Consider the following 19,051-nt stretch of genomic DNA (forward strand, 5'->3'; position numbering starts at 1 on the left):
ACGAGAACATACGATCGTAATTCTAATGGTAGTTTCACCCATGCTATGGTAGAATTGCCTTGTACAGCGGAAAATCGGCTCTCAAGGGCGGTCGGCTAGCCTCCTGCAAGGAGGTGATGCCCGTGGACGTGTATCAGGCACTGTCGCTCATGATCGCATTTGCGACACTCGTCGTACTGATAATGTCCCATAAACGCAAATAGACCGCCCTTCGGACAAGGGATGCGGTCTATTTGACCCAACCCCGCAGCCGACCGCTCTTGAAGCGGACGCTGTACAGGACCGTGGGTGCGGCAACACCCGCGGTTCTTTTATGCTACGTTCATTATATCGAATTTATGCCCGGGAAACAATCGCAACCGCCTTATGCGACAGCCTTCTTGTAAACATTCGTCGCCCAGACCAACGTGATTGCCAGCAGCGAGCCGGTGACGGCGAAGGCAAGGAGCACTTTCCCGTCCCATATGACGCCGCCCGCCAGCAGGCGGGAGGCTTCCACCACATGGTACAGCGGGTTCAAATGCGCCAGCACCTGCAGCCATCTCGGCCCGAACGAGATCGGAATGATGATCGCCCTCCGCCACGATGCGCCCGTGATCCATGATGGCGAGCCGGTCGCTCAGGGCGTCCGCTTCGTCGAGGAACAGCACATCCGTGCGGTGGATCACGCGGCCGACCCGGAACGAGACACCGCGCACCGCTTCCACCGTGGTCCTCCTGCCCCCGGATTTGACCGTGAAGCTTTTTCTCAACGCGCTGACTTCAATGGCAGGGGTCATCTCATTCCCTCCCGCTTTATTGTCGGTTCTTCAACGCCACAACCGCGTTGCTGATCATCCCGAATCCGAGACCGATGACGCCCCCGACCAGGACGCCGACCAGCGTATCGATCCAGCCTCCCGAGAGAAACGCATCCTTGCCGCCGCCGGCGATCAATCCCGCGAGCCCGCCGATCGCCACCCCGAAGAAAAGAAACCCCGCATAAAACAGACCGATCGCTTCGGACGCGGCGGGATCGAAGTTTTCATAGTACTCCGTGAACCGTTCCTTCAAATCGGCGGACTTGTCGGAGTCGCTGCGAAACTGCAGATCCTGCCGGGCGCGTTCGAACGCTTCCTGCTCGGAATACCCTTGCGCGATCAGATCGTTCATGTAATCGCTCATGTAGAGGATCATATCGTTCTGCGCTTCCAGCGCGGTCTCCGAGCGGTTTTTGAATTTCGCCAGCTTCTTCATGATGCGGTCCCGGGTCTGGGCGCTTTTGCGCCGCATCTTCTCCATGTAGGTCATCTCGGCGTCTTCCAGATAATATCGGGACTGCTCCTTCGCAAATTTCCGGATTTTGTCTATCGTTTCACGGCTTAAGCTCACGACGGCTTACCTCCTTGATTTCTCAACATTTCCATGCGCCCGCTCAGAAAATCCCATCGCGTCCAAAATTGCTCGAGCTCTTCCATCCCCCGCTCGTTGAGCGTGTAGAACTTGCGCGGAGGACCGATCTCCGAAGGCCTTTTGGTGACGTGAACCAGCTTGTTCTTCTCAAGCCGCAGCAGCAAGGCGTACACCGTCGCTTCCGCGAGCCCCTCAAATCCCATGGCGTGCAGCCTGCGGGTAATTTCATAACCGTAGATTTCGCCGCGGCTGATGATCTCCAGCACGATCCCTTCCAGCACGCCTTTCAGCATTTCGCTCAGATTGTCCAGGACGACCACCTTCTTCAAACTACTCTGCGACGTTGGTAATCAACATTATTGAGTACTGCTATACAATAACATTGAGTAGCTACTGCCGTCAATAGGGCGCACAAAAAAAACGACCTCCTGCCGACGCAGAAGGCCAATCGGTTTCATGCGTTCACCCGTTCATCTCCGAATCCGATCATGCGCGCAAGATACACCATGGTCATCGGAATGACGCTCATGTTCTTCAGGAAATACACCATCGCGTTGGACGCCGCTTCGCGCTTGTCATGCCCGAAACCCGCCATTTCCGCGGCCATCCGAACCGTTCCCTCGTTCACGATGACGGCGATCAGTCCGTTCATCAGGCCATACACGAGAAGAAGAAATCCCGCAATCTGCGCGAGCAGGACATGGGGCCAATTGCGGCCGAGATATGCGGCACACCGTGTCCGGAAATCGTTCCAGAACGCCTTGCGCAGCAGCAGACGAACCGGCAGCTTCTCCAAACGGGCGAGAATCAGCGCAAGCAGGACGACACGCGACAACTCCACGACGATTTCCATCCACATGGGCGTATTCAGCTCGCGCCACATCTGGACGGCGCGGAACGACGCGGGAACAAGCGAGAGGACAACGAACCCGGCATGCGTGTAAAAAAAAGGCGGCGGTCCAGAGGAACAGACCCGCTCTTTCTGTGAACCATTCCCTCCAGCGGCCTTTAAGTCCGTACATATTTCAGGATCCATCCCGTCCCGTTCCAATCCGTTACGCTTGCCAGCACGGCCCCGAAATTCGTGTCATGCGCCGGAACGAGCACTTGTCCGTCAGCACTCAAACTCTCATACGCCCGCCGCAGCGCTTCCTCGCTGTCGAATTCGACCATGACCTTCACCTGATCTCCCCTGACTGCCGGCTTCGCCATGACGGCATCGGCAAGGTGAATCATGGTGTCTCCCAGATGCAGCTCGGCTTGCATGACACGCCCCGCCTGCTCCATGAGAACCCGGACCTTGCCGCCGAATGCGGCACGGTAACGTTCCAGCGCTTCCTTGCAATTGTCCACCGCGACAAACGGACTTGCCTTGGGCACCTTCGTCTCCTCCTTCAAAGGATGTTCAAAATATCGAACAGATAGATTACGCTGACGGGAATCAGAAACAGATTCTTGAATGCGAGCAACACGGCGTTGCGGACGGCCGCAACTTCAAACCGTCTGATTCCGGCTTTGACCATCATCTTCCGCACGTTGGCCGGCCTCAAGATCGCGAGCAGGACAGCATTGTAGATGCCGAAGACGACCGCATAGCCGAGCAGATCCCACAAAAACGGCACGGCTTCCAACTGACGGATGCCGGCAAACACCCCCTTCCAGAATGCTCCCGAAAACAACGATCGGAGCGGCGCGTGTGCGCCATGCGCGATAAACAACACATACTGCACGACTCTCAACGACTCCGTCAAAACTTCCGCCGAAATCCACGCCGGCCTTCCCAACCTGCCCTGATACAGCGCTTGATACGTGCGTGCGGCGGCAATGGGCAGCGAAAGGAACAAACCGAGTGCGGTTGAGAAATAAAAAGCGTACGACGCAGCCAGCGTATGCAACGCTTCCGTCAGAAACAAACCTGTCCCTCCTGTTCATCAATGGTGTTATAATGGTGGCAGAAAACTAACTCAAAAATCGTGCATGTCAATTTTCGAATATCTCTGTTTTAGAGTGTCTCTATATTCGAGATATTAAAGCGGGGTGGTCTGTTTGTCAAGCGCCAATTCATCATTGGGTCAGCAATTCAGCCTGGCGCTCATCATGTTTCACCAGAGTCTGGCCGACAAAGTGGGGCTGAATCTGACGGATTACAAAGTGCTGGGCATCATCGGGGACGGCGTGACAGCGGGGAAAATCGCCGAAATCACGGGACTGTCCACCGGAATGGTCACGACGGTCGTGGACCGGCTGGAGAAGCGCCATTATGTCTACCGCGACCGCGATGCGCACGACCGGCGCAAAGTGATCATCAAGCTCAATGCGGACAAGGTGTCGTCCGAACTTGCGCCCTTGTTCCAATCGTTCGGAGAGGTCATGGGGAAGCTGTTCGCCAAATACGACGACGAGCAGCTTGCGCTTCTGGAAGACTTCATGCGGAGCTGCATCGACATCTTCCGGCAGGAGACGCTCAAATTGCGGAGCGCGTCGGATTGACGGGGCGATGAAGGGGACAAGCCCTGTCACGCGGAACGGAACAGGGCTTCGAACAGCGCTTTTCCTCTTCTCTCAAGCCAGGTGTCGAAATTCATCAGACCGGGATGCAGACTGCGCATTGCCGGGAAATCCACTTCGCAGCCTTCTCCAATGAGCCATTCGTAGATCCGGGCCAAAATCTCGTTCTGCCGGCGCACGGCATCGATCGGAATATGGACGTATCGGACGGAACGGCCGGTTGCGCGGGCAATGGCTTCGGCGATCTGCGTCGGGGTCAGCGCATCGCCGGCGATTTCAAGCGTCTTGCCCAAGAAGGTTTCGGGATCGTTGAACGCCAGCCGGACGAAGGCTCCGATATCGTCCACCGCGATGAGCTTGACGGGCACATCCGGGTTGGTCGCCTCCGCCAGCGTTCCGTTCTGCACCCCGAACCCGGGGCCGGCGTAGTTTTCCATGAATCCGGAAGGCCGCAGAATCGTCGCCGGCAGGCCGATCGCCCGGATGTATTGTTCGATCTCCCACTTCGCAAGATGTCGAAAGCGGGACTGCTTGTCTGCGCCGTTCACCGACGAATAGACGAAATGCCGGACTCCCGCATCCCGGGCCGCGTCGACTGCATTTTTGCCCAATCGCAGCTCTTCGGCTGCCGAGGCGTCGCTCGGGTTCCAGTCGGGCGGCTGCACGCTGAAGACGCCGTGCACGCCCCGCATCGCGGCATCCAGCGATGCGCGGTCGCCCATGTCCCCCGCGGCAACCTCCGCTCCGGCCTGCGCCAGCGCCCGCGCCGCCCGGCTCGAAGGATCGCGGGTCAATGCGCGCACCCGCCAACCGTCGGCCAGCAGCTGCGCCGCCGCCGCACCGCCTTGCCGGCCGGTGGCGCCAAGCACCAAGATCGTCTTGTCCTTCAAGGTCGGGCGTTCGCCGTAATCGCGCAACTCTATTATCAGCCCCAGGGCTTCAATCAGCTGCGCCGCAATCTGGGCAGCATCACCGTCAAATCGCTGACCGACACCCTGCGGCATTTGGAGCGGCATCAGATAGTGAAGCGCCGGGTGTTCCCGACGATCCCCGTAAGCGTAGAGTATTCCCTGACGGAAAAAGGCCGGGAATACCGCGCCATCCTCCTACAAATGCGCCAATGGGGTGAAAAGTGGATCGCGGCGCGCAAGGAATAAAAGAAGCTGTTCCTGGTTGTCATTTCGTACTTGAAACCCTGGGGAAAGCGGAAGACCGCGTAGACAGGCTCCTGCTCTTCGGGCGAAGCGCCCACGAAGCCATGTTCAACGCCGCATAGAACAGCGGAAGGATCACATTGAACCCGGCTTCGCCATAGTCGCCGGCCATCACATGCGACGCCGCCGCCCCGGTCATGAGGAAGAAAATGCCGGCATGCGCCCATTCTTTCAGCCGCGGCAAACCCGGTGCGACGAGCGCGGCGGCGCCGAGCAGCTTCCAGACTCCCAGGATGGTCAGGACATAGAGCGGATAGCCGAGTGTCGTCACCAGCTCGATGTTCCCCCCGTATTGCATCAACTGCCCGATGCCGCTTGTCGCAATGGCCGCGACGAGCAGCGACGTAACGGCCCAATACGCGATCGTTCTTCCCCGAGTACGGGGGCTTGCTTGCGCAACGGCTTCCGCACCATTCCACAGACGGCTCATGGAATCACCTCATATCCGGTTTAATTGGACACCATTTGGTGTCTAGTTGATTATACGCCACCATTTGGTGTCCTGTCAACATCTGCAACAAAAAAATCCACCACCGCATCCAGTAGTGGATTCGCATCTTCACAACTGCCCATCAACTCGATATGAGACCGTACTGTCGGATGCGCTGCCGGCGCATCCATTGCGTGGCGACCCATTTTTCGCCGCGGACAACGGGAACGCTGCTGTGCAGGGTCAGGTCGTTGAGGGCCTGGTTGCGATAGAAATATTCGAAGTACAGCGCGGCCCCCCGCTTCGGCTTCATCGCGATCCCGAGCAACGGAAAGACCGTCTCTCCGCCCTCCTCCACATCGTTCAGATAGACGATCAGCGTGCTGATCCGGTTGTTCCGGGCGGCCGGGCTGCCGGGGGCGAAGAAGTCATGGTGCGCCTTGTATTCCTGGCCGGGACCGTAGTGAAGGACCTGCAGCCCTTCCGCATGTTCGATCGGCACGTTCATGAGCTGCGCGATGCGCCTTTCGATGCGGTGAATGAACGGGCTCTCCTCTTCCTCGAAAAACATCCCGCGGCTCGTGCGGATGTCGCTGACCACCTTGTTCACGAGCTTCGATTCTTTCAGACGGGGAGCGGCCGTCTCGATCAACTGCCGGCATTCGTCGTCCGAGAGCAGCCGTTCGAACCTTACGATCAAAGGCTCTTGATGGAGCACCGTCGCTTCCACGACGCCGTCATCGAGCGAGTAGAAGGATTGAACCGGCAAGATGGACATCTCCTCGCTCATATCCCTCACCTCTTGCGGACTGCAGAATGGAATTTACATTTTTTTACTGATACATTAATTATACAACAGCCGGCGCCTGCCGAATATCCCCCGCGCCCGACATTTCGATCAGGTATAATAGATGGAAAGAATTCATGAGGAGCACGCGCATGCTGACCGCCAAAAGAGCATTGGGACAATATTCGACACCCTTGCGGACCGTCGATTACATGGTGCGGAAGGTCATCGAAAAAATCCGGCACCTCAAATCGCCGAAAATTCTCGATCCCGCGGTCGGCGACGGAGTTTTCGTGGAACGATTGATGGCGAGCGGCGTAAACCCCGCGTTCATCCATGCCTTTGACATCGATCCCGATGCGGTGCAGGCGAACGCCCATATCCCGAACATCCGGCACCAGGACTTCCTGACCGTGCAGGGCGGGGAATTCGACGCCATCATCGGCAACCCGCCCTACAAATCGAAACGGGAAAGCCGGTATATCAAAGAAAACAAGGCGAGACTGGAGCGGCAATTCGGGGAGATCGGCATCCGGAATCTGTATGCCATGTTCGTCCATCATGCCCTGTCGAACCTGAAAGAAGGCGGCACGCTTTGTTTCATCGTGCAGGACTCTTTTCTGACGAACGTCTATTATCAGGATTTTCGAAGGTTCATCCTCGACCATTGCCTGATCGATGAGATTGTGCTGGCCCCGCGGAAACTGTTCCATCACACCGACGCCGATGTCCGCACGGCCATCATCACGCTGACGAAATGCACGGGACCGGAAAATCGGGAAAAACGAAGCGCCCACGTGATGACCTTGATCGACCGCCTGCAGGAGGAAGACGACTATTTCCATCCGCCGCAGGACAAGGTCCAGAAGCTGGAGCAGCGGTACTTCGAACGAATGGAGAAGCACAACTTCTTCATCAATGTGCCGGTGTCGATCATCGACATCATTTTGAAAACGCCGCTTAAGCTCGGGCATGTCGTCGACGGCGGGACCGGGATTTCGACCGGAAACGACGCGAAGTTCCTCCGGAAGCCATCCGGGATCGCGGAGGAAGACCCGGATTGGGTGCCTTTCTACAAGAACGGCGGGACCAAGGACGCCTGGTTCTACGAAACGCCGTACCGCATCCACCGGGACTGGGAAACCCCCGGCCGCCAGTACAAAGACTTCATGACGCGGAACGCGCAGCATTATTTCAAGGAAGGCATCACCTGCTCCTCGATGGGCGTGGAGTTCTCGGCCTCCTACATGCCCGCCGGCTGCCTCTTCGGCGTCAACGCCAACTTCTTCTCCGATGACCGGGAGCACCTGTTCTATGTGCTGGCCCTGCTGAACAGCACGCTGGCCAAATATATCATCCGGGCCGTGTTCAACCGGACGAACATGGTGACAGCCGGTTATATCAAAAGAATCCCGTACATCGAGCCGGCTCCGGAACTCAAGACCCGAATCGCGGACATTGCCCGGACCATCGTCGCGTCCAAAAAAGCAAACCCGCAGTTCGATTATCGTCCGCTGCAGTGCGAGATCGACGCGTTGATTTACGAGATTTACGGTGTCGATCCTGCCGACAGAAAGCTATTGGAGCAATTTTGCGGGAACCTGTATGAAGCGGTATGAAGCCGGGGACATCAACAAAACTCAACAAAACTTTCGACGCCGCGGCCAACCCGGTCCCCCGGCCCGGGTGAAAAATCACACTTGACACATGTGAATGGTTGGTTTATATTGGGCTCACTCACCCTGATGGGGTGATCTTGGAATTCCATAACCTCAGGCCTGCCGGCGGCCAAGCTGTTGTTCATCCGAACAGCCCACTATGCGAATAGAGGCATAATGCTTGATATGAAGCGAATCGCAGGATTCTTTCCTATCGAGCGTTTATGCCTCTTTGTTGTTTCATCATGACGGGTGCAAAGGAGTTGGAGATGGAGAAAATCCGATTGGAGAGCGTGACCAAGACGTTCGAAATCCGGGACGCCGGACGAAACGGCGGAACCCTGACCTTCACCGCGCTGCGGGACATCGATTTTGCCGTTAAGTCCGGGGAGTTCCTCACCCTGGTCGGCCCCAGCGGCTGCGGCAAGTCCACTCTGCTCGATCTGCTGCTCGGGCTCAGCAAGCCCACGAAAGGGCGCATCCTGATTGACGGGCGGGAGATCAAGGGACCCGGTCTGGACCGCGGCATCGTGTTCCAGCAGTATGCGCTGTTCCCGTGGAAGACCGCGAGGGGAAACGTGGAATTCGGCCTGGAAGCCCAGGGCGTTCCGAAGAAAGAGCGCAAAGAACGGGCGGAGTACTACATGGAGCTGGTGGGCCTCAAGGACTTCGTGAACCACTACCCGCACGAGTTGTCCGGCGGAATGAAGCAGCGCGTCGCCATTGCGAGAAGCCTGGCCTGCAATCCGGATGTGCTGCTGATGGATGAACCGTTCGCGGCACTGGATGCGCAGACCCGGGAGACCTTGCAGGCCGAGCTGCTGCGGATTTGGGAGAAGACGCGGAAGACCGTCATCTTCATTACGCACAGCATCGATGAAGCCGTGTTTCTCGGGCAGCGGGTGGTCGTCCTGACTCCCCATCCCGGCACCGTGAGAAAGATCGTCGAGGTTCCGTTGAAAAACCGCCTGTTCGAAACGGACATCAACGCCCATCCCGAATATCTCAAGGCGCGTTCGGAGGTTTGGAATTTGCTCCACGAACCGGAATACCGGGGAGCTTACATCTGAACGCGAAGGAGTGGAGGAAACCATGGCATCCATTCAGAAAACCGAGAGCATCGGCAAACCCGTCACCATCCCCTCCAGGCTCGGGTGGAACCGATTTTCCCTGCTGGGCGCGTTGAAAAAGTCGATCGTCATCGTCCTGTTCCTCCTGCTGTGGGAGTTCTCCTCCCGCATCAACCTGGTGGACCGGCTGTTTCTGCCGCCGTTCTCCGACGTCATGCAAGCCTGGTGGAACATGATGGTGTCGGGCGAGCTGTGGTATCACTTTGAATCGAGCATCTTTCGTTCCGTCTTCGGCTTTTCGCTGGCGCTGCTTACCGCCATCCCGCTGGGCCTGCTGGTGGGCTGGTATCCGCTCGCGCGCGATTTGCTACAGCCGTTTCTGGAGCTGTTCCGCAACACGGCGGCGCTGGCCTTGCTTCCGGTATTCATCCTGATCCTGGGAATCGGCGAAGTGTCCAAAGTCGCCATCGTCACCTTCGCCTGCTTCTGGCCGGTGCTGCTCAATACGATTTCGGCCGTGCGGGATGTCGATCCGCTGCTCATCAAATCGGCGCGCTCGATGAATCTCGGCTCGTTCAAACTGTTCTGCAGCGTCATTTTGCCCGCCTCAATCCCGACTATTTTTACCGGAATACGTATGGCGGGCACGGGCGCCATCCTGGTCCTGATCGCCGCCGAAATGGTGGGCGCGAAAGCCGGGCTTGGCTACTACATTACGTACGCCCAGTACAACTTCCTGATCTCGGAGATGTACGCGGGCATTCTGACGATTTCCCTGCTCGGCCTGCTGATCAACTACGGACTCGTCAGCATCGAGCGCCGGTTGTCCCGTTGGAAACAGGAACCGAACCCGCAATGAAACTGTGAGAAAAGAGGAAGTGCGATGAGAACCAGAAGACTGTCGCGGATGATGGCTGCTGTGACCCTGATCGCCCTGGCCGCCGCCGGATGCGCCACCTCCGACGCCAAAAGCGGTGAGGAAGACAAGGTGCTGCAATATCTCGGTTCGCCGGGCGCGGTGATCCTCCCCGAACTGGCCGAAGCGCTGGGATACTTCGAGACGATCAAGCTGGAAAGAGTGGGCAATGCCGTCGGCGGGCCGGAAAGCATTCAACTGGCGGCGACGGGCGAGATCGATTTCGGCATCGCCTTCCAGGGCGCGATCTTGAAGTCCTATGCCAAAGGGGTCAAGGTCAAGGCGGTGGTCGCTTCATCGGGAACAAGCAACGGCAACGGGTTGTTCGGCTATGTGCTCGAAAACAGCGGCATCAACTCCGGCAAAGACCTGATCGGCAAGAAAGTGGCGGTCAATATTTTGGGCGCCAATCTGGAGTTCGTGACGAAAGCTTATCTGAAAAATGAAGGGCTGACGGATGACGAAATCAAGACCGTCTCGTTCATCACCCTGCCTGCGTCGAACTACGAGCTGGGCCTGCGCAACCGGCAGGTCGACCTGGTTCTGCTCAGCGGCGCGCAGCAGGAATTGGCGCTTGAGAACGGCGGGTTGAAGCAGCTGTTTGCGGAACATCAGGTGGTCGGGGATTACATTTCCAACAGCTTCTTCTTCAGCGAATCGTACATCAAGAACAATCCCGGCACGGTCAGAGAATTCACGGAAGGCGTCGCCAAAGCGATCGAATGGATCAAGGCGACACCGCTGGAAGAAGTCATCGCCAAATTCGAAGACATCGTAAGCAGCCGCGGGAACAATGAGACGACGGCGCTGCTTCAATACTACAAAAAACCCGGCATCTCGACGGAAGGCGGACGGCTCTCGGAAAAAGATTTCCAGGTGGTGCTGGATTGGCTGGAGGAGAACGGCGAGATCGCATCCGGCCGGGTGAAAGCTGCCGATGTCTTCACCAATGAATTCAATCCCTACGCCGACTAAACCACTCATAGATTCAAAAAATCCGTTAACAAGGAGAGGAGAGAAACCGATGAGCAAACGTCAATTGAGCCTCGGCGCATTCTTCATGCTGCCCGGTCAGCATGCGGGAGCCTGGCGCGATCCTTCCACGAAGCGGGAGAATCTGTGGAACCCCGGCTATCTGGCGGAACTGGCGAGAACGGCCGAGAAAGGAAAATTCGACTTGATCTTTGTGGCGGACGGCGTGTCGGCGGGTTATACCTCCAGGGCGTTCGAATACGGGGCGCGCGTGACCCAGTTCGAACCGCTCACGATGTTTTCCTACCTGGCCGCCGTGACGGAGAAGATCGGCTTCGTCGCCACCGCTTCCACCACCTATAACGAGCCTTTCAACCTGGCCCGTCAATTTGCGTCGCTGGATCACCTGAGCAAAGGCCGCGCCGGCTGGAACGTGGTGACGAGCACCGGCGAAGAGGCCGCGCGGAACTTCGGCAAGCGGGACCAGGACTGGCCGCACCACCTGCGTTATGAGCGCGCCCATGAATTTCTGGACATCGTGAAGAAACTGTGGGACAGCTGGGAAGACGACGCGATCCTCTACGATCAGGAGAAAGGCGTATTCCTGGACAAACGCAAAGTCCACCGAGTGAATTACGAAGGCAGGCATTTGCGGTCGGCGGTCCGCTCAACATCGGGCGCCCGCCGCAAGGCTATCCCGTCATCGTGCAGGCCGGCTCTTCCGAAGCCGGCAGAGAACTGGCGGCCAGAACCGCCGAAGTCGTCTTTACGGCATGGCAGACGCTGGAGGAAGCGCAGGCATTCTATCGCGATGTGAAAGGCAGATTGGCCAAATACGGCCGCTCGCCCGATGAGCTGAAGATCATGCCGGGCGTCTTCCCGATCATCGGCCGGACGGAAGAAGAGGCCCGGGCGAAGAAGAAGTATTTGGAAGAGCTGGTCCCCCTGCAGGTCGGGGTGGAACGGCTGTCGTTCCAACTGGGGGTGGATCTGAGCCGGTATGATGTGGACGGACCGCTGCCGCAGCTGCCGCCGGTGGAAGAGATCAACGGCAACAAGAGCCGGTTCGAACTGATCCGGAACATGGCCGAGCGTGAGCATCTGACCATTCGTCAGCTGATCGGCCGCGTCATCACGGGACGCGGGCATTGGGAGATCCTGGGCACCCCGGAACAAATCGCGGATCAACTGCAGGAATGGTTCGAGAACGGCGCCGCCGACGGCTTCAACGTGATGCCGCCGGTATTCCCGGAAAGCCTGAACGAATTCGTGGAACTGGTGATCCCGATCTTGCAGGAACGCGGCATATTCCGCAAGGAATATGAAGGCAGCACGCTGCGCGAGCATCTGGGATTGGAGCGGCCGGTCAACCAATTCGCCAGACAGACGGTGGCACAGAACTAAAGACCGTTCAACAGGCAATGGGCCAAGCGGAAAGCTTGGCCCATGTTTTCATCATGCAGATTACGAGATGATCCCCAGTTTCTTGAGGTCCTCCCGGTTGAAGTACAACCCGCCGTCGTACATGTAGCGGATGCCGTCGCCGGTCAGCACTTCTTCCGGTTCGAAATTGAGCGGAACATGATGGATGGTGTACAGGGTTTCATAGCCTTCGCCGTACCCTTTATACTTCGTGAACCGAATCTCGCTGCCGGACCTGGGATCGGGAATGTGGAGCGCTTATTCAATCTCGTAAATCTCGTAGATCTCGTCCAGCATCTGATTGGCTGCGATAATGCCGCCCGCCGTGTTCCAGATCGCGTCGTCCACCCGGATCACTTTCCCGTTCTGAACGGCTTTCAGGCTCTTCCAGAGCGGATCGTTCAGGATCTCATGCTCCATCTCGCTGCCTTTGCCGTCGCCGGTCTCATAAGTAAAATAGAAGATCCGGTCCGCATCCGCTTCCGGCAGACGTTCCTTCGTAATCTCCTCCACGAACGTATCCTTGTAATTCAGCTGATGGTCGGGACGCGTGAGGCCCAGCTTGGAGAAGGCGACGCCGGTAAAGGTGTCTTCCAGGTAAATGCGAATTTTGCCTGCCATGAAACGGACCACGGAGACTTTCTCGTTCAGCTTGTCGCCCGCCTTCTCTCTGAACTCGGCGGCGCGGCGATCGAAATCGGCGATGAGCTGTTCGCCTTTCGCTTTCAGTCCGAGCGTCTCGGCATAGAGCATGAAGTTCGTCTGCCATTCGCCTCTCAGCGTTTCGGAGAACACCGTCGGCGCGATCGCGTTCAACTGGTCGTACACTTTCTCCTGGCGCAGCTTGTTGCCGATGATGAGATCGGGCTGAAGGCTCGCGATCAGCTCGATGTTCGGCTGGCTTTCATCGCCGACGACCGTTACGCCCTCCATTTGGTCCTCGATATGCTTGTACCACGGATCGCCGGTCCACGATTTGACCGCGCCGACCGGCTTGACGCCAAGCGCAAGCAGCGCTTCGGTGCCTTCATTCGTCAGCACGACCACGCGCTGCGGGTTGTCCGGAACTTCGGTCTCGCCCATGGCGTGGACGATTTTCCGGCCGCCGTCGCCGCCGTTCGGTTCATGCTGCTCCGGTGCCGGATTCCCGGACTGCGGACTTGCCGACGGCGTATTCGCTCCGTCATTCGAGGCGTTCGGGTTCGATTGGCCGCACCCCGCCAGGATCAAGGAGATGGCCAGCACAATCGCGGCTGCCGCCCAGGCCGTCTTGTGTGCCCTATACTGGAACAAGTCATCTCTCTCCCTTGCAAGTGAAAATCATTCTCAACACCATTTCGAAGCAAAACTATAGCAGGGGCGCCGCCCGAAGTCAATAGATTTTTGATAATGATTTTCAAAATCATTGACGCTTGTTCCCCGATCCCCTAGAATTACACTTGATTCTTTCCATTTCATTGGCTGAAACGGGGATTCTATGAACGCGCTTCTCCATACACGCGCACAGCGAATCGCGGGATTCATCCTGGCGTTCCTCATCCTGATCATCGGCATGATCTGCAGCATCGCCTTCGGCGCGGCCAACATCCATTGGCGGACGGTCATCGAGGCGTTCACGAATTTCAACGGCTCGCAGGAGCATCTCATCGTCACGACGGCCAGACTTCCCCGCGCGTTGATTGCCGCGGCGGCGGGCGCCAGCCTTGCCGTTGCCGGCACCTTGATGCAAGCCGTCACGCGCAACCCCCTGGCGTCGCCGAGCCTGTTCGGCATCAATGCCGGGGCCGCGTTCTTCGTCGTCGCCGGCTCCGCCTTCTTCGGGGCGGGGGGACTGTCGACCTTCGCGACCCTCGCGTTCATCGGTGCCGCCGTTGCCGCCGCACTGGTCTATATTCTGGGCTCCATCGGAAGCGACGGGCTCACGCCGCTCAAAGTGACGTTGGCGGGCGCCGCCATGACCGCTTTCTTCTCTTCCCTCTCCCTGGGCGTGCTGATGACCAGCGGACAGACGTTTGACCAGGTCCTGTTCTGGTTCGTCGGTTCCGTCGCCGGCCGGGATCTGGATATTTTCCTGTCGGCGGCTCCTTATATGGCCGTCGCCCTGATCGGCGCATGGATCATGGCCCGGCATATGAACCTGCTGACATTGGGCGAGGATGTCGCCACGGGACTCGGGCAGAAGACGCTCACCATCAAGCTGATCGCCGGCATCTTCGTCGTCCTGCTGGCCGGCGGCTCCGTGTCCATTGCCGGTCCCATCGCGTTTGTCGGCATCATGATCCCGCATCTGACGCGGCATCTGGTTGGCCTCGACCATCGGTGGGTCATTCCCTACAGCGCGGTGCTGGGCGGCATCTTGCTGCTGTATGCGGATGTCGGGTCGCGCTACATCGCGTTTCCGAAAGAAGTGCCGGTTGGCGTCATGACCGCCGTTATCGGCGTGCCGTTCTTTGTGTATATCGCCAGAAGAGGAGATGCGTCCTGAGCATGAACAACGGGCTGACGCCGCAAGGCGCCAAGCGTGCCTTCCGTATCGGCAATCGAACCTTGTCCATGATCGTGCTGCTGTTGATCGCCAACGCGGTCGTCATGATCCTGTGCACCGGTCTCGGCAGCACGATGATCAGTCCCGTCAACGTGGTCAAAGCCCTGCTGGGACATGGCGACGCCGCGGCGTCGATGATCATCCTCAAGCTTCGCTTGCCCCGCGTCGTCATCGCAATCATGATCGGCTCGATGCTGGCCGTATCCGGCGCCGTGCTGCAAGGCATCGTGCGCAACCCGCTCACCTCGCCGGATGTGATCGGCATCACCGGGGGCGCCGCATTGGGGACGGTCGTCTTTATCTTGTATTTCTCCCATCTCAGCATTCGGTTCATGCCGGTCAGCTCCATCATCGGCGCATTCGGCGCGGCTCTGCTGATCTATCTGTTCGCCTATCGGCACGGGATCACGCCGCTGAGGCTCGTGCTGATCGGCATCGGCATGGCGACCGCGATCACCGCGGTCACCTACATGCTCATCCTGAGCGCGCAGTTCACCCCCACCGCGGTGGCCGTCAAGGCGTTCACCTTCATGACCGGCAGCATCTACGGCGCCTCATGGGAGCGCGACGTGCTGACGCTGCTGCCTTGGTGGGCGATCCTCATGCCGCTCGCTTTCATGAACGCGAGACATTTGAACGTGCAGGCGCTGGGCGATGAAGTGGCGATCGGCGTCGGCAGCCGCGTGCAGTTCAACCGGACGATGCTGCTCGTCATCAGCGTCGCACTGGCGGGGTCGGCGGCCGCGATCGGCGGCACCATCGGCTTCATCGGCCTGATGGCGCCGCACATTGCCCGCAAATTGGTCGGGCCCGCTTACGGCGGCGTCCTGCCCGTATCCGCGCTCACGGGGTCGCTCGTCCTGATGCTGGCCGATCTCGCCGCGCGAACCGCGTTCAACCCGCTGGATATTCCGGCCGGCGTCTTCACCGCCGCGATCGGCGCGCCGTTCTTCATTTACCTGATCTTCCGCCATCGGCGGGCCTGAGCATAACGATAAAAGGATGAAATCCCCGCACAGCACACGGCCTGGCGGGGATTTTTTCATTTGGTCGACCGCTTTCAAATGTTTCAGCCTTCCTCCGGCTCCGCCTCCTGGCGGAGATCGGCCAGCTTCTCCAGAAAATCCGCCACGATCTCCAGCGACGCCGCATCGTAACCGCTCAGCAGCGCCATCGCTTTCTTGTCCTGCTCCTGGTGGAACAGCCGGTGCAGCCCGGCCAGCTCCGCACCCAGCGGGGTCGCAAGAAAATAAATCTCCTTCAAATTGTCCGGCCGCTGCACTTTCCGGATCAACTCCTGCTCCAGCAGCTTGCGCGTAATTTTCGAGACCGTCCCCTTCGTGATGCCCAGCTCGCGGGCGATATCGATGCCTTTGATGCCGTCCGGGTGCGCCTCAATGACGTCCAGAACATGCAGGCCGGAAATGGACATGCGGGGCAGCAGTTTCCTGAGCCTGTCGTCCGTGATGCGCTCCATCAGCCAGAGCCGGTCCTGGTCTTCGTCCGACTCGCTGACGTAGATCCGGTACATGGCGGATTCGATCCGTTTTTTGAAATCGAGCAACCGTTCATCCACGCGGGATCCCTGCCTTTCACTGTCGATTATAGCATGGCACCGATATGGTTTCCACAGAAACCATTTGACAACCTCATCACCGCCTGCTATTATGGTTTCCGTGGAAACCATCCGGATGGCCCCAATCGATGAATGGGAGGCAAACCTGAATGAACGACGTGTTGCAAGTCATCCGCAGTCACCGCTCGATCCGCAAGTTCAAGCCTGTTCCGCTGACGAACGAACAGATCGACGCCATCGTGGAAGCGGCGCAGATGGCGCCTTCCTCGATGCACATGCAGCCGTTCTCGATCATCGGCGTTACCGACCCGAAGCTGCTGGAGAAAATCGCGAAGCGCTCGAACAATCCTCCGGTCGGGGAATGCGGCTACTTCTTCATCTTCTGCGCCGATCTGTACCGCATCCTGGCGGCCGGCGATCCGGCCCGGCAGGCGGCCATGAAGCGCAACCTCGGCTCCACGTACGTCTTTCAGACCGCCGTGCTGTGCGCCGGGCTTGCCCTGCAGAACGCCAATGTCGCGGCCGAATCGATGGGACTCGGAGCCGTCATGATCGGCGGCGTCACCGAAGCCCTCCCCGAACTGGACGAGTGGCTCGAGCTGCCCGAATTCGTCATCCCGCTGTGCGGGCTGGCGGTCGGCGTTCCCGACGAGTCCCCCGAACAGAAGCCGCGTCTGCCGCGTTCCGCCGTATTTTTCGAGAACCGGTATGATCCTGATGTCAAAGCGGCCATCGACGATTACGACCGGCAGATCGCGGACTATTACGGCTCGCGCCTGTTCAACCGCCGGAAGGCCAACTGGTCGGGCAAGCTCACCGCGATTCTGGGCCAGAAGCTGCCGGTCGACATGTACACGAAATATGTCCGGCACAAAGGGTTCTATCTGGTCGAATAAGCGGGACCGCAGGGACCCAAGCGAAAGGATCCCCGCCCGGCACGCGGCCGAGCGGGGATCCATCCGTCCAGCTATTCGGCGGCTTCCGGCAGCTCATTCACCGGCAGCCTACACCGAAATGACACCCATGAAATAGAGGAACACCAGCACAATCATCGCCGGCGCCACCACGCGCAGCAAGAACATCCATACCCGGTACCGGAATCCCGTGAGACCAGCCGCTTCTCCCGCCCGTTTCCATGCGTATCCGGCGAACAGGGTGACAATCAGACCGCAGAACGGCATCAAAATATACGCGGTGCTGAAATCCACCCAATCAAAGATCGTCTTGCCGCCGGGCTGCCATGAACCGAGCACGCCGCCGACCGACAGCGCCGACGGAACGCCGACAACGAAGCAGGCGCCCGAGACGATGACCGCCGCCTTTTTCCTGCTCCATTTCCACCGTTCCATCGCATAGGCGACCGGCACCTCAAGAATGGAGACGGCGGAGGTCAACGCGGCGATGCTGAGCAGCAGGAAAAACAACCCGCCGAACAGAAAGCCGAGCGGCATCTGCGAGAACGCCGCCGGCAGCGCCATGAACGCCAGCCCGACGCCTTCCCCCGGTTCCAGGCCGAAGGAGAACACCGTCGGGAAAATGACGAGGCCCGCGATGAACGCGTACAGCATATCCCCGAAACCGATGGCCCACGTTGCGGATCCGAGCGACTGCTTCTGATTCACATAGGAACCGTAGGTCACCATGCAGCCCATCCCCAGAGACAGCGAGAAGAAGGCATGTCCCAGGGCGATCAGCGCGGACTCCGCATCCAGCTTCGAAAAATCGGGCCGCAGAAAGAACTCCACGCCCTGACCCGCACCCGACAGCGTCAGCGAACGCCACATCAACACGACCAGAATGACGAAAAAGCTGGGGATCAAGATTTTATTGAACTTCTCGATGCCGCCGGATACGCCGCGGGCAATGACCCAGCCGGCGATCAGCATCGTCACCGCCTGCCAGAAGATCGGCAGATAGCCTGATGCGAAATCGAGAAATTTCTCTTTGTAATCCGTTCCCTCGCCGAACATAAGCCCGGTGAACGATTCCACCGTATAATGGAGCGTCCAGCCCGCCACCACGGCATAATACGACATGATCAGGAAAGCGGTCAGGATGAAAAGCAGCCCCACCATGCCCCAAAACCGGTTTCCCGTGAGCTGGTACAAGGAACCGGCGGCGTTTCGGCGCCCGCTGCGTCCGATCGTCATCTCCGCCAGCAGCACCGGCAGCCCCGTAATCAGCAGACAGACGATGAACAGCAGGAAGAATGCCGCTCCCCCGTGCTGTCCCGTGATATAGGGAAACTTCCACATGTTGCCGAGCCCGACCGAACTGCCGATCGCGGCCAGAATGAAGCCGGATGACGTGAACAGTTCTTTTTTCGACGGTTGGTCGGCCCCGTTCTGAGATGTCTGATGATTCAAGCCTGATGGTCCTTTCTGTAAAAATTCGCGCAACAGAATAAACTATAGCACAGTGCCTAACCCGAGCAAATATGCAAATTCGACAAAATGAATTGCAAAAATCAGGAAATCCCTATATAATGCAAAAGAATATTTAACCTAAATTTCGAAAGTACCGTTCATTGAAAACATAAAAAAGTGCCCAAATCTTTGGTA

General features: G+C 58.3%; 22 protein-coding genes and 1 pseudogene. 11 read left to right on the top strand and 12 right to left on the bottom strand.

Annotated features, from left to right (window positions below):
* Positions 1-116 precede the first annotated feature (116 nt).
* Positions 117-203 carry a putative holin-like toxin gene (locus KJQ12_RS19875; protein ID WP_425315963.1) on the top strand — a complete coding sequence of 29 codons (87 nt, stop codon included), beginning with the start codon at positions 117-119 and terminating at the stop codon, positions 201-203.
* Between the two features lie 108 nt (positions 204-311).
* On the opposite strand, the gene KJQ12_RS06430 is transcribed toward KJQ12_RS19875, so the two are convergent.
* From KJQ12_RS06430 to KJQ12_RS06455, 6 genes are all read right to left on the bottom strand, one after another.
* Positions 312-779, bottom strand: a complete 468-nt coding sequence (locus tag KJQ12_RS06430) for a hypothetical protein (protein ID WP_213483957.1) — start codon at positions 777-779, stop codon at positions 312-314.
* 16 nt (positions 780-795) lie between these two features.
* Positions 796-1,371, bottom strand: coding sequence for a hypothetical protein (locus tag KJQ12_RS06435; RefSeq protein ID WP_213483958.1), 576 nt, complete (start codon positions 1,369-1,371; stop codon positions 796-798).
* Complete coding sequence (locus KJQ12_RS06440) at positions 1,368-1,685, bottom strand: PadR family transcriptional regulator (protein ID WP_041854602.1); 318 nt, start codon at positions 1,683-1,685, stop codon at positions 1,368-1,370. Before KJQ12_RS06440 ends, KJQ12_RS06435 begins: the two co-directional genes overlap by 4 nt.
* Before the next feature lie 161 nt (positions 1,686-1,846).
* A complete protein-coding gene (locus KJQ12_RS06445) occupies positions 1,847-2,233 on the bottom strand; it encodes a hypothetical protein (RefSeq protein ID WP_213483959.1) in 387 nt (128 codons plus the stop codon).
* A gap of 167 nt (positions 2,234-2,400) precedes the next feature.
* Positions 2,401-2,772 (bottom strand): VOC family protein, encoded by a 372-nt coding sequence (locus KJQ12_RS06450; protein ID WP_213483960.1) that lies wholly within the window; start codon positions 2,770-2,772, stop codon positions 2,401-2,403.
* Between the two features lie 14 nt (positions 2,773-2,786).
* Positions 2,787-3,305, bottom strand: coding sequence for a hypothetical protein (locus tag KJQ12_RS06455; RefSeq protein ID WP_213483961.1), 519 nt, complete (start codon positions 3,303-3,305; stop codon positions 2,787-2,789).
* A 133-nt stretch (positions 3,306-3,438) separates the two neighbouring features.
* Here KJQ12_RS06455 and KJQ12_RS06460 point away from each other — a divergent pair, with 133 nt between their 5' ends.
* Entirely contained in the window at positions 3,439-3,882 is a 444-nt protein-coding gene (locus tag KJQ12_RS06460) for a MarR family winged helix-turn-helix transcriptional regulator (RefSeq protein ID WP_244860463.1), read from the top strand.
* Positions 3,883-3,908: 26 nt separating this feature from the next.
* Here the strand turns inward: KJQ12_RS06460 and KJQ12_RS06465 are convergent, their stop codons facing one another.
* Complete coding sequence (locus KJQ12_RS06465) at positions 3,909-4,769, bottom strand: NmrA/HSCARG family protein (RefSeq protein ID WP_244860468.1); 861 nt, start codon at positions 4,767-4,769, stop codon at positions 3,909-3,911.
* On the opposite strand from KJQ12_RS06465, the gene KJQ12_RS06470 reads away from it, so the two are divergent.
* Complete coding sequence (locus KJQ12_RS06470) at positions 4,746-5,057, top strand: winged helix-turn-helix transcriptional regulator (RefSeq protein ID WP_244860465.1); 312 nt, start codon at positions 4,746-4,748, stop codon at positions 5,055-5,057. The two genes, KJQ12_RS06465 and KJQ12_RS06470, sit on opposite strands and share 24 nt — an antisense overlap.
* A gap of 19 nt (positions 5,058-5,076) precedes the next feature.
* On the opposite strand, the gene KJQ12_RS06475 is transcribed toward KJQ12_RS06470, so the two are convergent.
* Together KJQ12_RS06475 and KJQ12_RS06480 are read right to left on the bottom strand one after the other, a co-directional pair.
* Positions 5,077-5,544, bottom strand: coding sequence for a DoxX family protein (locus tag KJQ12_RS06475; RefSeq protein ID WP_213483963.1), 468 nt, complete (start codon positions 5,542-5,544; stop codon positions 5,077-5,079).
* A 142-nt stretch (positions 5,545-5,686) separates the two neighbouring features.
* Positions 5,687-6,334, bottom strand: coding sequence for a 2OG-Fe(II) oxygenase (locus KJQ12_RS06480; protein WP_015256206.1), 648 nt, complete (start codon positions 6,332-6,334; stop codon positions 5,687-5,689).
* A 149-nt stretch (positions 6,335-6,483) separates the two neighbouring features.
* Here KJQ12_RS06480 and KJQ12_RS06485 point away from each other — a divergent pair, with 149 nt between their 5' ends.
* From KJQ12_RS06485 to KJQ12_RS06505, 5 genes and pseudogenes are all read left to right on the top strand, one after another.
* Entirely contained in the window at positions 6,484-7,950 is a 1,467-nt protein-coding gene (locus KJQ12_RS06485; protein WP_213483964.1) for an Eco57I restriction-modification methylase domain-containing protein, read from the top strand.
* Positions 7,951-8,258: 308 nt separating this feature from the next.
* A complete protein-coding gene (locus KJQ12_RS06490) occupies positions 8,259-9,059 on the top strand; it encodes an ABC transporter ATP-binding protein (protein WP_213483965.1) in 801 nt (266 codons plus the stop codon).
* Between the two features lie 22 nt (positions 9,060-9,081).
* On the top strand, positions 9,082-9,918 hold the full coding sequence (locus KJQ12_RS06495) for an ABC transporter permease (protein WP_213483966.1): 837 nt from the start codon (positions 9,082-9,084) through the stop codon (positions 9,916-9,918).
* Positions 9,919-9,942: 24 nt separating this feature from the next.
* Positions 9,943-10,950, top strand: a complete 1,008-nt coding sequence (locus tag KJQ12_RS06500) for an ABC transporter substrate-binding protein (protein WP_213483967.1) — start codon at positions 9,943-9,945, stop codon at positions 10,948-10,950.
* A 49-nt stretch (positions 10,951-10,999) separates the two neighbouring features.
* Positions 11,000-12,351: pseudogene (locus tag KJQ12_RS06505) on the top strand (LLM class flavin-dependent oxidoreductase).
* 276 nt (positions 12,352-12,627) lie between these two features.
* Here KJQ12_RS06505 and KJQ12_RS06510 read toward each other — a convergent pair.
* Positions 12,628-13,662 (bottom strand): ABC transporter substrate-binding protein, encoded by a 1,035-nt coding sequence (locus tag KJQ12_RS06510; protein WP_213483968.1) that lies wholly within the window; start codon positions 13,660-13,662, stop codon positions 12,628-12,630.
* Between the two features lie 184 nt (positions 13,663-13,846).
* On the opposite strand from KJQ12_RS06510, the gene KJQ12_RS06515 reads away from it, so the two are divergent.
* Both KJQ12_RS06515 and KJQ12_RS06520 read left to right on the top strand, forming a co-directional pair.
* On the top strand, positions 13,847-14,854 hold the full coding sequence (locus tag KJQ12_RS06515; protein ID WP_213483969.1) for a FecCD family ABC transporter permease: 1,008 nt from the start codon (positions 13,847-13,849) through the stop codon (positions 14,852-14,854).
* Between the two features lie 2 nt (positions 14,855-14,856).
* Positions 14,857-15,900, top strand: a complete 1,044-nt coding sequence (locus tag KJQ12_RS06520) for a FecCD family ABC transporter permease (protein WP_213483970.1) — start codon at positions 14,857-14,859, stop codon at positions 15,898-15,900.
* Between the two features lie 83 nt (positions 15,901-15,983).
* Here KJQ12_RS06520 and KJQ12_RS06525 read toward each other — a convergent pair whose 3' ends face one another.
* Entirely contained in the window at positions 15,984-16,490 is a 507-nt protein-coding gene (locus KJQ12_RS06525; RefSeq protein WP_015256219.1) for a MarR family transcriptional regulator, read from the bottom strand.
* Between the two features lie 149 nt (positions 16,491-16,639).
* Between KJQ12_RS06525 and KJQ12_RS06530 the strand changes: the two genes are divergently transcribed.
* Positions 16,640-17,386, top strand: a complete 747-nt coding sequence (locus KJQ12_RS06530; protein WP_213483971.1) for an NADPH-dependent oxidoreductase — start codon at positions 16,640-16,642, stop codon at positions 17,384-17,386.
* Between the two features lie 108 nt (positions 17,387-17,494).
* Here KJQ12_RS06530 and KJQ12_RS06535 read toward each other — a convergent pair whose 3' ends face one another.
* A complete protein-coding gene (locus KJQ12_RS06535; RefSeq protein ID WP_213483972.1) occupies positions 17,495-18,856 on the bottom strand; it encodes a sodium-dependent transporter in 1,362 nt (453 codons plus the stop codon).
* Between the last annotated feature and the right edge of the window lie 195 nt (positions 18,857-19,051).

The sequence above is a fragment of the Thermobacillus xylanilyticus genome (assembly GCF_907165215.1).
GTDB lineage: Bacteria > Bacillota > Bacilli > Paenibacillales > Paenibacillaceae > Thermobacillus > Thermobacillus xylanilyticus.